This is a genomic window from Geodermatophilus sp. YIM 151500, assembly GCF_025716945.1.
In the GTDB taxonomy this organism is placed as follows: domain Bacteria; phylum Actinomycetota; class Actinomycetes; order Mycobacteriales; family Geodermatophilaceae; genus YIM-151500.
Genome location: NZ_JAOVZT010000009.1, coordinates 1 through 12,398, shown reverse-complemented (window position 1 = coordinate 12,398; position 12,398 = coordinate 1). Strand labels below are relative to the sequence as shown.

At 77.2% G+C, this 12,398-nt stretch carries 12 protein-coding genes; 8 read left to right on the top strand and 4 right to left on the bottom strand.

Going from position 1 to position 12,398, the window contains the following annotated elements; translation table 11 throughout:
- Positions 1-17: 17 nt before the first annotated feature.
- Together OF117_RS15125 and OF117_RS15120 are read right to left on the bottom strand one after the other, a co-directional pair.
- A complete protein-coding gene (locus OF117_RS15125) occupies positions 18-866 on the bottom strand; it encodes a biotin-dependent carboxyltransferase family protein (RefSeq protein WP_263553670.1) in 849 nt (282 codons plus the stop codon).
- Positions 860-1,486, bottom strand: coding sequence for a 5-oxoprolinase subunit B family protein (locus OF117_RS15120; protein ID WP_263553669.1), 627 nt, complete (start codon positions 1,484-1,486; stop codon positions 860-862). The genes OF117_RS15125 and OF117_RS15120 overlap by 7 nt, the downstream gene beginning before the upstream one ends.
- Positions 1,487-1,552: 66 nt before the next feature.
- Between OF117_RS15120 and OF117_RS15115 the strand changes: the two genes are divergently transcribed.
- A complete protein-coding gene (locus tag OF117_RS15115; RefSeq protein ID WP_263553668.1) occupies positions 1,553-2,320 on the top strand; it encodes a GAF domain-containing protein in 768 nt (255 codons plus the stop codon).
- Positions 2,321-2,342: 22 nt separating this feature from the next.
- Here the strand turns inward: OF117_RS15115 and OF117_RS15110 are convergent, their stop codons facing one another.
- The gene (locus OF117_RS15110) at positions 2,343-3,152 is read right to left on the bottom strand and encodes a LamB/YcsF family protein (RefSeq protein ID WP_263553667.1); all 810 of its coding nucleotides are present in this window, start codon (positions 3,150-3,152) and stop codon (positions 2,343-2,345) included.
- A 53-nt stretch (positions 3,153-3,205) separates the two neighbouring features.
- Between OF117_RS15110 and OF117_RS15105 the strand changes: the two genes are divergently transcribed.
- The 6 genes from OF117_RS15105 (at position 3,206) to OF117_RS15080 (ending at position 10,485) form a co-directional block, all read left to right on the top strand.
- A complete protein-coding gene (locus OF117_RS15105) occupies positions 3,206-4,324 on the top strand; it encodes a spore photoproduct lyase family protein (RefSeq protein WP_263553666.1) in 1,119 nt (372 codons plus the stop codon).
- 109 nt (positions 4,325-4,433) lie between these two features.
- Positions 4,434-6,083 carry a SpoIIE family protein phosphatase gene (locus OF117_RS15100; protein ID WP_263553665.1) on the top strand — a complete coding sequence of 550 codons (1,650 nt, stop codon included), beginning with the start codon at positions 4,434-4,436 and terminating at the stop codon, positions 6,081-6,083.
- A gap of 23 nt (positions 6,084-6,106) precedes the next feature.
- Positions 6,107-7,606, top strand: a complete 1,500-nt coding sequence (locus OF117_RS15095; RefSeq protein WP_263553664.1) for a phytoene desaturase family protein — start codon at positions 6,107-6,109, stop codon at positions 7,604-7,606.
- An 81-nt stretch (positions 7,607-7,687) separates the two neighbouring features.
- Positions 7,688-8,065 carry a PadR family transcriptional regulator gene (locus tag OF117_RS15090; RefSeq protein ID WP_263553663.1) on the top strand — a complete coding sequence of 126 codons (378 nt, stop codon included), beginning with the start codon at positions 7,688-7,690 and terminating at the stop codon, positions 8,063-8,065.
- The gene (locus OF117_RS15085; RefSeq protein ID WP_263553662.1) at positions 8,058-8,732 is read left to right on the top strand and encodes a hypothetical protein; all 675 of its coding nucleotides are present in this window, start codon (positions 8,058-8,060) and stop codon (positions 8,730-8,732) included. Before OF117_RS15090 ends, OF117_RS15085 begins: the two co-directional genes overlap by 8 nt.
- A gap of 115 nt (positions 8,733-8,847) precedes the next feature.
- Positions 8,848-10,485 (top strand): MFS transporter, encoded by a 1,638-nt coding sequence (locus OF117_RS15080; protein ID WP_263553661.1) that lies wholly within the window; start codon positions 8,848-8,850, stop codon positions 10,483-10,485.
- Here OF117_RS15080 and OF117_RS15075 read toward each other — a convergent pair whose 3' ends face one another.
- Entirely contained in the window at positions 10,486-11,535 is a 1,050-nt protein-coding gene (locus OF117_RS15075) for a class I SAM-dependent methyltransferase (protein WP_263553829.1), read from the bottom strand. It lies immediately after the preceding gene.
- Between the two features lie 146 nt (positions 11,536-11,681).
- Between OF117_RS15075 and OF117_RS15070 the strand changes: the two genes are divergently transcribed.
- The gene (locus OF117_RS15070) at positions 11,682-12,242 is read left to right on the top strand and encodes a peroxiredoxin (protein WP_263553660.1); all 561 of its coding nucleotides are present in this window, start codon (positions 11,682-11,684) and stop codon (positions 12,240-12,242) included.
- The last annotated feature ends 156 nt before the right edge of the window (positions 12,243-12,398 follow it).

The following is a 12,398-nucleotide window of genomic DNA, read 5'->3' as shown; positions in this document are numbered from 1 at the left end:
CACGTCCCGGACCACCGCTACGCGGATCGGAACCGCAGCCGGTCGCCGGGGCGCAGCTGCGCGGCGGCGGGCAGGTCGGCGGTCGCCACCACCGCGAGCACCGGGTAGCCGCCGGTCACCGGGTGGTCGACGAGGAACAGCACCGGGGCGCCGTCCGGCGGCACCTGCAGCGCCCCGGGCACGAGGCCCTCGCTGGGCAGCTCGCCGTCCCGGGCCCGGCGCAGCACCGGGCCGCCCAGCCGCAGGCCGACGCGGTCGCTGTCGGCGGTGACCGCCCACTCCTGCGAGATGAGCGCGCGCCACGCGTCGTCCTCCAGCCAGTCGCGCCGCGGGCCGGGCAGCACGCGCAGCAGCGGCGCGTCGACGGGGCCGGCGACGGGGGCGACGTCGACGACCGGTTCCTCGGCGGCCAGGCCGCCGACGGCCAGGGCCTGCCCGGCGCGCAGCGGCTCCGGGCCCAGCCCGGAGAGCGTGTCGGTGCTGCGCGAGCCGAGCACCGGGGGGACGTCGACCCCGCCGCGGACGGCGAGGTAGCTGCGCAGCCCGGACCGCGGGACGCCGAGGGCGAGCTCCCCGCCCGCCGGCAGGGTGAACGGCGCGTTGACCGGCACCGTGCGGCCGTCGACGGCCAGCGGCGCGGGCGCGCCCGTCACGGCGACCAGGTGCGCCCGCTCCGCCCGCACCCGCAGCCCCCCGGCGGTGACCTCGACGGTGGCGGCGTCCGGCGCGTTGCCGACCAGCCGGTTGGCCAGGTCGTGCGCGGCGCGATCGGCGGCGCCGGAGCGGGGCACGCCGATCGACGCCCAGCCGGGCCGGCCGCGGTCCTGCACGGTCGCCAGCGGACCGGGCGCCAGCACGGTCAGCACGCGCGGAACCGGACGCGCGCCCCGGGCACCAGCAGCGCCGGCGGGTCGCGGTCGACGTCGAAGAGCACCGCGTCGGTGCGACCGACCAGCTGCCACCCGCCGGGTGAGGCGCGGGGGTAGGCCCCGGCGTACGGCCCGGCCAGGCCCACCGAGCCCGCCGGCACGCGGGTGCGCGGGGTGGCCCGGCGCGGCACGTGCAGCTCGTCGGGCAGGCCGGTGAGGTAGCCGAAGCCGGGCGTGAACCCGGTGAAGGCGACGGTGAACTCCGTCGCGGTCAGGGCCTCGACCAGCTGCCCGGTGGAGCGGTGGGTGCGCTCGGCCACCTCGGCGAGATCGGGTCCGTCGAAGACGACCGGCAGCGCCACCTCGCCCGGCGGTGGCCCCTCGACCGGGTCGACGAGCGCGCGGTCCCGCACTGCCCGGACGTCGGCGTCGCGCGGCGGCCGGCCGAGGCGGACCAGCACGGTGCGCGCCGCCGGGACCACCTCCTCCTGGTCGGCCAGCGGGTCGCGCTGCAGCGCCGCGGCGACGGCGCGGACGGCGCCGGGGTCGGCGAGCTCCAGCAGCAACGCCCGGTCGCCGCAGGGCAGCACGGCGACCCCACCGGCGCGCTCGTCCACGCCGTCCATGGTCGCGGACGTGCGGTCCGGACGGCGGAACGGGCGGGAGCGGGGGACGATCAGCGCGTGACGATCGCCGAGCGCTTCCGGGCCGCGCTGGCCGCGGCCGGGGGGCCGGGGCTCGAGGGGCCGGAGCTGCTGCCCGAGCGGCTGGCCCGCGCGACGGCCACCATGCTCCCGGTCGACGGCGCGGGGTTGAGCCTGCTCGACGCCGAGCAGCGGCGGATGCCGCTGGGTGCGAGTTCGGAGCAGGCCGCCGAGGCCGAGCGCATCCAGTTCACCGTCGGGTCCGGCCCGTGCACGGCCGCGCAGCAGACCGGCGAGCCGGTGTTCGCCCCGGAAGAGGAGCTGCAGCGGCGCTGGCCGGCCTTCACCGAGAAGCTGGTGGCGCGGACGCCGTACCGCGCCGTGGTCGGCCTGCCGCTGCAGCGCGCGCTGGTCGGCATCGGCGCGATGGACCTCTACCTGGTCGACCCCGACCGGGTGGCGCACCTCGACGTCTTCGAGGTGCTCGCGGTCGGCGAGCTGGTCACCTCGGAGCTGGCCGACGCGGCGATCTTCTCGACCTGGTCGACCGAACGCGGTCCGGACTGGCTGAACGCCCCCGCCGTGCAGCGCCGGACCGCGGTGTGGGAGGCCATCGGCAAGCTCGGCCTCGATCTCGACGTCGGGGCGTCCGCCGCCCTGGAGCTGCTCCGGGCGCACGCGTTCGCCAGCGACCGGGTGGTCGACGACGTCGCCGTCGACCTGCTCACCGCCCGCCTCGAGCCCGGCGACCTGCTCACCGCCCGCTCGCAGCCGGGCGACCTGCGCTCGTCGGAGCCGCACGGCTGATCCGCCGACCGCGGCCGCGCGGCTAGCGTCCGGCCGGCCGGGGGCGATCCGGGTCGGCGCCGAACGTGGCGAGGCGCAGCCCGGCGTCGGTCAACGCCGTCCGGACGGCGCGGGCCAGCTCCACCGCCCCCGGGGTGTCGCCGTGGACGCACACCGACTCCACGGCGACCGCCACCCCCGTGCCGTCGACGGCGGCGACGACGCCGTCGCGGGCCATCCGCACCGCCCGGGCGGCCACCTCACGGGCGTCGTGCACGAGGGCGCCGGGCTCGCGGCGCGGCACGAGCGTGCCCTCGCGGGTGTAGCCGCGGTCGGCGAAGCCCTCGGGCACCGCGCGCAGCCCGGCGTCGGCCGCGGAGCGCAGCAGCGCCGAGCCGGGCAGGCCGAGCACCGGCAGCGCCGCGCCGTAGGCGGCGACCGCGTCGACGACAGCCCGCGCCTGCGCCTCGTGCGCGACCGTCGCGTTGTAGAGCGCCCCGTGCGGCTTGACGTAGGTGACCGCGCCGCCGCAGGCCCGGGCGACGCCGTCGAGCGCGGCCAGCTGGTAGAGCACGTCGTCGGCCAGCTCGGCGGGCTCGACGTCGACGAAGCGGCGCCCGAAGCCGGCCAGGTCGCGGTAGGAGACCTGCGCGCCGATCGCGACGCCCGCGGCCACCGCCCGGGTGCACACCCGGCGCATCGTCGACGGGTCGCCGGCGTGGAAGCCGCAGGCCACGTTCGCGCTGGTCACGATGCCGAGCAACGCGTCGTCGTCACCGAGCCGCCACACGCCGAAGCCCTCGCCGAGATCGGCGTTCAGGTCGACGGTGCGGACGCCGCCGGGTGTGCTCACCGACGCAGTCTCGCACCGGAATCCGGCGTCCCCCCGCCGTGCTGCACCTGGCGATGACCGCTGCTGCCGGCACCGCCGCCGTCCCCGCCGCCCACCCGCGCACCGCCGACCCCGCCGCCCGCCTGCTGCAGGTCCGCGACATCTACGCCGAGCCCGCCGCCCTCGACTCCGCCCGCGGCCGCGAGGTGCGGGCGCGGTTCCCGGACGCCCGGGTGGTCGAGGTGCCCTCGCACTGGCAGATCCCTGAACTCCACGGCAACGAGGGCAACGTCGACCGCTGGGTGCGGGTCAAGACCGAGACGCTGGTGCTCGGCGTCAAGAAGTCGCTGTCGGCGCGGCCGAACAGCCGCTCGTCGAACTGGATCGCGCCGTCCACGGCCAACGGTTGCGCCATGGCCTGCGCCTACTGCTACGTGCCACGGCGCAAGGGTTACGCCAACCCGATCACCGTCTTCACCAACATCGAGCAGATCACCGGCTATCTGCGCCGTCACGTCGCGCGGCAGGGCGTCAAGCCCGAGCCCGACCAGTGCGACCCGGTCAGCTGGGTGTACGACATCGGCGAGAACAGCGACTGCTCGGTCGACTCGCTGGTCAGCGACAACGTCGCCGACCTGGTCGCGACCTTCCGCGAGCTGCCGACCGCCAAGGCGTCGTTCGCCACGAAGTTCGTCAACCGGCGGCTGCTCGACCTCGACCCGCAGGGCCGTACCCGCGTCCGGTTCTCCCTCATGCCCGACGCCGACGCCACGGTGCTCGACGTGCGCACCAGCCGCATCGCCGAGCGGATCGCGGCGGTCGACGACTTCGTCGAGGCCGGCTACGAGGTGCACCTCAACCTCTCCCCCGTCGTCCTGCGCGACGGCTGGGAGGCCGACTGGGCGGCCCTGCTCGCGCACCTGGACGACGTCCTCGCGCCGGCCACCAAGACGCAGGCCGCGGCCGAAGTGATCATGATGACGCACAACCAGGCGCTGCACGAGGTCAACCTGGGCTGGCACCCGCAGGCCGAGCAGCTGCTGTGGCGCCCGGAGCTGCAGCAGCCCAAGCGCAGCCAGAACGGCCAGTGGAACGTGCGCTACCGCAACGCGGTGAAGCGCGCCGGCGTCGAGCGGCTGCAGGAGCTGATCGCCGCGCACGCGCCCTGGCTCCGGGTGCGCTACGCCTTCTGACGCCGGTACTCCTCGGCGCGCCGCGACTGTGCGAAGGTGAGCGGCGCCGTGCAACAGCCGCGGCGCCGTGCAGCAGCCGCGGCGCCGCACCGGTCAGAGATGGGGCACCGTGCTGACCACCGCCGACGGGGCTCCCCTGCTGGAGGCGCTGCCGGACGCCGTCGTGGTCGCCGACGCCGCGGGCCAGGTCGTCTACGCCAACGCCGCGGTCGCGGCGCTGCTCGGGCACCCGCCCGGGGATCTGGTCGGGCACCCCCTCACCGTGCTCATGCCCGAGCGGTTCCGCAGCGCGCACCGCGCCGGGTTCGGCCGGTTCCTCGCCACCGGCCGCGGCGAGCTGGTCGGCTCGACGACCCAGGTGCCCGGGCTGCACGCCGACGGCCACGAGGTGACCGTCGACCTGACCCTGGCCCGGATCGCCGACGGCAGCCCGGACGGCGGCATCGTGGTCGGCGTCCTGCGTGACGCCAGCACCACGGTGCTGCTCGAACGCCAGATGCAGGTCAGCCGCTACCTGGCGGCCATCCTGCGGGTGACCACCGCCCTGGCCGAGGCGCCGGACGCCGACGCGGCGTTCCACCTGTTGCTGCCGACGCTGTGCGACCAGCTCGACTGGGACGCCGCGAGCCTGTGGCGGCCCGACGAGCACGCCGGGGCGCTCCACTACGCGGGCACGTGGAACGCGCCCGGGGAGCCAATCGAGGGCCTGCAGGCCGAGACCCTCGGCCGCACCTTCCGACCCGGCGAGGGCCTGCCCGGCCTGGTCTGGCGCGAGCGGATCCCGGTCGCCATCGGCGACCTGTGGTCCGACCCGCGCTTCCTCCGCCAGGACGCCGCCCGCGCCGACGGGGTGCACACCGGGGTCGCCTTCCCGGTGCTGCACGGCAACGTCACCCTCGCCGTCGTCGAGCTGTTCTCCCGGCGGTCCCGCCCGATCCCGTCCGAGCTGCTCGCGGTGCTGGCCGCCGCCGGCCGGCAGATCGGCCAGTTCCTGGGGCGGCTGCGCGCCGAGTCGGAGGCCCGGCGGCTCGCCGACACGCTGCAGCGCAGCCTGCTGCCCTCCCGCCTGCCGGAGATCCCCGGCGTCCAGCTGGCCGCCCGCTACCACGCCGGCGGCGAGCGCTCGGTGGTCGGCGGCGACACCTACGACGTCATGCCCCTGCCCGATGGCGGGTGGATGGTGCTGATCGCCGACGTCTGCGGCACCGGGGCGGGAGCCGCGGCGAGCACCGCCCTCACCCGGCACACCGCCCGCGCGGTCGCCGCCGCGGGTGGCCCGGCCGACGTGCTGGCCGCCGTCGACGCGGCGCTGCAGCTCGAGCAGGGGCCCGGCGCGGCGCCGTTCGTCACCGCGTGCTGCCTCCTGCTGCGGCCCCGCCTGCCGGGGGCGACCGGGCGGCTGGCGCTGGCCGGCCACCCCCAGCCGCTGCTGCGCCGGGCCGCCGGGACGGTCACCGCACTCGGGCACGCCGGCGTGCCGCTGGGTCTCGGTGAGGGCGCGGGCCGGCTCGGCTGGCCGGAGACCGGCGTCCGGCTCGCCGCCGGCGACACGCTCGTGCTCTACACCGACGGCGTGACCGAGGCCCGCGACGCCGGCGGCCGGCAGTTCGGCGAGGCCGGGCTGTGCGCCGTCCTCGAGCGCACGGCCGACCTGGACGCCGAGAGCACGGTCGAGGCGGTCGCCGCCGCCGTCGCCGCCCACGCCGACGGCTCCCAACGGGCGTCCGACGACCTCGCCGTCCTCGCGCTGCGCTGCTGACCGGCCTGGCTAGCCTGGCCCCCGTGACCCGGATCGTCGTCGTGGGCGCCGGGCTCGGCGGGCTCTCCGCAGCCGCCCGGCTGGCCGCCCTCGGCCACGCGGTGACCGTGCTGGAGCGGAGCGAGCGGGTCGGCGGCAAGCTCGGCTGGTTCGAGCGCGACGGGCACGCCTTCGACACCGGGCCCTCCCTGGTCACGCTGCCCCAGGTCTTCCGCGCGCTCTTCGACGCCACCGGCGGCCCGCTCGACGACGCCGTCGACCTGCTGCGGCTCGATCCGGCGGGCGCAGTGCGCTTCGCCGACGGCACGCGGCTCGTGCTGCCCGGGCACCGCACCGGGGTGCCCGGGGCGCTCGACGCGGCGCTCGGCGACGGCGCGGGCGCGCAGTGGGCGGCGCTCATGGCGCGGGCCGGGGAGATGTGGCGGGTCACCGAGTCACCGTTCCTCCGCTCGCCGCTGCGCGGCGCGACCACGCTGGCCCGGCTCGCCCGCAGCGCCGCCGACGTCCGCACCGTGGCGCCGTGGCGGACGCTCCGCGGCCTGGGCGCGCGGTACCTCGGCCACCCGCACCTGCGCACGCTGCTCGACCGGTACGCCACCTACTCCGGCTCGGACCCGCGCCGGGCACCCGCGGTGCTGGCCACGGTGCCGTACGCGGAGCAGGAGTTCGGCTCCTGGTACGTGCGCGGCGGGCTGCACCGGCTGGCGGCGGCGGTCGGCGAGCGGGCGGTCGAGCGCGGCGCCGTCGTCCGGACCGGGTGCCCGGTGCGCCGGGTGGTGACGTCCGGCGGCCGGGCCGCCGGGGTCGAGCTCGCGGACGGCGCCGTGCTGCCCGCGGACGTCGTCGTGTCGGGGGGAGACGCGGCGGCCCTGTACCGCGACCTGCTGCCACCCTCGCCGGCCACCCGCCGGGTGCGGCGCGACCTGGCGCGCGCCACGCCCTCGCTGTCGGGCTTCGTGCTGCTCCTGGCCCTGCGCGGCCGGACGCCGGATCTCGCGCACCACACAGTGCTCTTCCCGGACGACTACGACGCCGAGTTCGACGCGGTCTTCGGCACCGGGCGGCACGCCGCACCGCGGCCGGTCGACGACCCGACCGTGTACGTGAGCGCGCCCGACGACCCGGCGCTGCGGCCGGACGGCGACAGCGAATCGTGGTTCGTGCTGGTCAACGCGCCGCGGCACGACCCGGACGGCGGGGTCGACTGGGACGCTCTGGGCCTGGCCGACCGGTACGCGGCCACCGTGCTCGAGGTGATGGCCCGGCGCGGGCTCGACGTCCGCGACCGGCTGCGCTGGTGCGTCGCGCGCACCCCGGCCGACCTGGCCCGCGACACCGGCAGCGTCGGCGGGTCGATCTACGGGACGTCGAGCAACGGCGCCCGGGCGGCCTTCCTGCGGCCGGGCAACGCCTCGCCGGTTCCGGGGCTGTTCCTGGTCGGCGGCTCGTCGCACCCGGGCGGCGGCCTGCCACTCGTGGCGCTGTCGGCCGAGATCGTGGCGGGGCTGGTCGGACGCGCCTGAGACCGGGTTGCCCACGCGGGTTCGGCGACACCCGGTGTGGTGCCTTGCTGTGCAAGGCAGGTCACCGCTAGCTTGCTCGGCATGAGTCCGCCGGTGGAACGCCGCAGCCTGGTCCTCCGCGGAGTGCTCGACCTCTGCCTGCTCGCGCTGCTGCAGGACCAGCCGGTGTACGGCTACGAACTCACCGAGCGGCTGGCCGAGCGGGGGCTGCCGGTCGCCGGCGGGTCGACCTACCCGCTGCTGGCCCGCCTGGAGAAGGCGGGCCTGGTCGAGACGCAGACCCGGCCGTCGAGCGCCGGCCCGCCGAGGAAGTACTACACGCTCTCCCCCGCCGGCCGGGCCGCGCTCGAGTCCGGCCGAGCCGAGTGGACCGAGGTCGCCGACGCGGTCACCACCCTGCTCCGCCCCTCTCCCCACAGCGTCCACCCCGCCCCGATGCCGGAGGTCTCCCGTGCCTGACACCCAGTTGACTCGCGCGGTCGGGTCCGAGCGGGAGCACGCCCTCGCCGTCGCCGCACGCACCTGGCGGCGGATCGGCGTCCGCGCCGACGAGCGTCGCCGGCTGCACGACGAGCTCGGCGCGGAACTGGCCGGGGCGCAGGCCGACGGTCTGCCGCTCACCGCCGTCCTCGGTGAGGACGCCGCGGACATGGCGCGCCGGTGGGCCGAGGAGCGCGGTCTGGCCTGGCGGGCGCTGTGGCTCGGGCGTCTGGTGCCGGTCGCCCTGGCCGGGGTCGTCGGCGGGTTCGCGGTCACCCTCGTGTCGCTGGGCATGGACTTCACCGCGTACGGCACCGGCCACGGCAACACGCACGGCGCCCTGGTGCTCGCCATGTACACGACCAGCCCGGTCACCGCGGTGCTGCTCGCGTCGTGGGGCTGCTGGGCGGTGCTGCGCGTGAGCGGCGACCCGCACGCCGCCCGGACCGCCCGGTGGGTGGCCGGTCTGCTGCCCGCCGGTGGGGCGGTGGCGACCGCGGCGGGGGTGGTCACGGCCTCCCTCTCCGGCTTCTCGATCGAGCGGGAGACCTTCGTCTCGGTGGTGGCGGTCGTGCTGCTGGTGCTGGCCGCGACGCTCGCGGTGGCCCGGCTGCTCGCCGTCCGCCCGGTGCGGGGCGGGAACTGAGCAGCCGAGGCGCGATCGTGCGGCGGCGATCCGCCGTCCGGTGCCACCATGGGCGCCGGACCGCCGCGGACCGTCCGGTCCGCGGACGGCGCGGCGGTGCGGGAACGAGGCCTCGATGAGCCGAGCCGTCGCGCAGCCCGAGGGGCTGCGCATGGGCACGCCGCAGGCCCGCTGGGTGCTGCTGACCACCGTGCTGGGGTCCGGCCTGGCGATGCTCGACGCCACGGTGGTCAACGTCGCGCTGGAGACGATCGGCACCGACCTGGGCGCCGACTTCGCCGGCCTCCAGTGGACGGTCAACGCGTACACGCTCACCCTCGCGGCGCTGATCCTGCTCGGCGGCTCGTTGGGCGACCGGTTCGGCCGGCGGCGGATCTTCGTGTTCGGCGTGGTGTGGTTCGCGGTGGCCTCGCTGCTGTGCGGGCTCGCGCCGGACATCGGGACGCTGGTCGCCGCGCGGGCGCTGCAGGGCATCGGCGGGGCCTTGCTGACGCCGGGCAGCCTGGCCATCATCTCGGCGAGCTTCCACGGCAAGGACCGGGCGGCGGCCGTCGGGGCGTGGTCGGGGCTGGGGGGAATCGCGGCCGCCATCGGCCCGTTCGTCGGCGGTTGGCTGGTCGAGTGGAGCTGGCGGGCGGTGTTCCTGGTCAACCTGCCGCTCGCGGTCGTGATCGTCCTCGTCGCCGTCCGGCACGTGCCCGAGACCAGCGACCCCGAGGCCGCCTCGCGCCTGGACTGGCCGGGCACCGTCGCCGTCGTCGTCGGCCTGGCTGGGCTCACCTACGCGCTCACCGCGGCCGGCGGGAGCAGCGGCTCGCTGACGGCCGTGGGCGTCACCGGCGCCGTCGGGATCGTCGCCCTGGCCGCCTTCGTCGCCGTGGAGCGCCGCTCCCCGCACCCGCTCGTGCCGCCGCGGCTGTTCGCCGATCGGCAGTTCACCGCGGCCAACGCCGTGACGCTGCTCGTGTACGCCGGGCTGGGCGCGCTGTTCGTGCTGCTCGTCCTCCAGCTGCAGGTGGTGTCGGGCTACAGCCCGCTGCTCGCCGGCACGGCGCTGCTGCCGGTGACCGTGCTGATGCTGCTGTTCTCGTCGCGGGTCGGGAGGCTGGCCCAGCGCTTCGGCCCGCGGCTGTTCATGACGGCGGGCCCGCTCGTGGCCGCGGTCGGGGCGCTGCTGCTGCACGGCATCGGCGCCGACGCCCCGTACCTGCTCGAGGTGCTGCCCGGTGCGCTGGTTTTCGGGGCCGGTCTGACGCTGACCGTCGCGCCGCTGACGGCGACCGTGCTCGACGCGGCACCCGACCGGTACGCCGGGGTGGCGTCGGGGGTGAACAACGCGGTGGCCCGCGCGGCCGGGCTGCTGGCCGTGGCCGTCGTCCCGGTGGTGGCCGGGATCGGGGGCGAGGACTACACCGACCCGGCCGCCTTCGGCGACGGCTACCGGACGGCGATGCTGCTGATCGCCGCCCTGCTCGCGGGCGGCGGCCTCGTCGCGCTGGTCTCGGTGCGCCGTCCGCTGTCGACCGCCGAGGAGGAACCGGCCCGCGCGGCCGAGCCGGCGGGCGCGGCGGAGCCGGCGCGCGCGGGCGAGCCGGCGGGCGCGGGCGAGCTGGCGGGCGCAGCAGAACCGGCCGGGGCGGCGGAACCGGCCGCCGCGGCGACGCGCGAGGACCGGGTCCGGATCGACCGGTGCGTGCACTGCGGGGTCGCCGGGCCGCAGCTGCACCCCGACGAGCACCCCACCTGGGGGTGATCAGCGCCGGGTGGCGGCCGCCTCCGCCGCTGGGGCTGATCCGGACGCCATCGCCAGCGGGGCGCCCGGAAGCAGCCGCGTCACCTCGACCGACCCCAGGCCGGCATCGCGCAGCAGGGTGCGCAGCTCGCCGTCGTCCGGGAGCTGCATCTGGCCCTCCTGCGCACGGAACAGCAGGTCCAGGTGCCGGCTGCCGAGGGTCGCCTCGGCGACCGTGGTGACGACCAGCACGACGCCACCGGGTGCCAGCAGCCCGGCGAGGTCGCGCAGCAGGTCCACCCGCTCGGTCGGCGGCAGGTAGTAGACGACGTTGGCCAGCAGGACGACGTCGAACGGCTCGGCCAGCGCGTCGGCGCGCTCCCGCACCAGGTCGCGGACGTCGGCGTGGACGACCCGCGCCCGGTCGGTGAGGCGCCAGGCGCGCAGGGTGCCCTCCGCCAGGGCGACGGCGTCCGGATCGGTGTCGACCCCCACGCCGGTCGCCCCGGGTGCCGCCGACAGCATGGTCGCCAGGTTGACGCCCGCCCCGCAGCCGGCGTCGAGCACCCGGCGCGGGCCGACGGTGGAGATGCGGCGGGTGAGGTCGCCGAGCACGAAGGGCTCGAACCCGGTGGACAGGCGGGCGATGAGGCCGCCGTGCCGGTCGACGTCCCGCCGGAGGGGGCCGCCGGCGAGGAGCGGACCGATCTCCCGGTACAGGTCGACCTGGTAGGAGGTGAAGGCCTCGTGTGCGGCGCGGACCCACTCGTCGTCCAGGAGCGCCCGACCCCGCCGCGCCAGCCGCCACCGACCACCCCGGTCGGAGATCAAACCGGCGGCGGCGAAGACCCGCAGCAGCGCCTCGAACGGCCGCCGCGCGCTCGCGCCGGTCCGCGCGGCGAGTTCCTCCGTGGCGAGGGCGCCCTCCCGCAGCGACGCGAGGACGCCGGTGGCCAGGGCCGCGGCGCCGATGTGCAGCCGCAGCGTCGCCTGGCCGTCGCGCAGGGTCCGCAGCCGGGCGCCCAGGTCGCCGGCGCGCAGCACGGCCCAGGTCGCCCGGGCGTTCAGCATCCTCGCCACCGCTGCCCTCCTCCGTCGTCGTCCTCGGTCCTCCGCGGTCGTCCTCGGGGCACCCTCCCGGTCGCCGCCCCCGCGGGCCAGGTCCCGGCGCGCGGCCGGCCGCTCCCCCGCGGGGCCGGAGGTCCTACCGTCCGGTCGTGACCCTCGACCCGAACGCGTTGCCCGCCGACCTGCCGGTGCCCGAGGACGACGGCGCCGCCGACCACCTCCCCGGCTCGCCCGTGCCCTCGGTGCGCCTGGTCGCGACCGGCGGGGGGACGGTGGACCTGGCCGAGCAGAGCCGGTCCGGCCCGGTGGTCGTCTTCGCCTACCCGCGCACCGGTCGGCCGGGCGTCGAGGCGCCGCAGGGCTGGGACGACATCCCCGGCGCCCGCGGCTGCACGCCCGAGGCGTGCTCGTTCCGCGACCTCGCGGCCGACTTCGCCGCAGCCGGGGCGGAGGTGTTCGGCCTGTCGACGCAGGACCCGGAGTACCAGTCGGAGGCGGCCGAGCGGCTGCGGCTGGGCTACTCGCTGCTCAGCGACGAGCGCCTGGAGCTGGCGTCCGCGCTGCGGCTGCCGACGTTCGAGGTCGAGGGGACGACGCTGCTGCGACGGCTCACGATAGTGCTGCGCGAGGGCCGGGTCGACCGGGTGCTGTATCCCGTGTTCCCGCCCGACCGCGCGGCGGCCGATGCGCTGGCGGCACTCGGCACCTGAGGTCGGTCGCGGGCCGTCCCCATCACACCCCACCCGACCTGCACAAACTGTCGTAGGTGGCTCCTAGGGTGCGGGCATGTGGAGCGAGGAGCCGCCGCGCGAGCCGGCCGCGTGGACCCCGGCGCCGGTGCTCCCCGACGACCTGGCGCCGGCCGC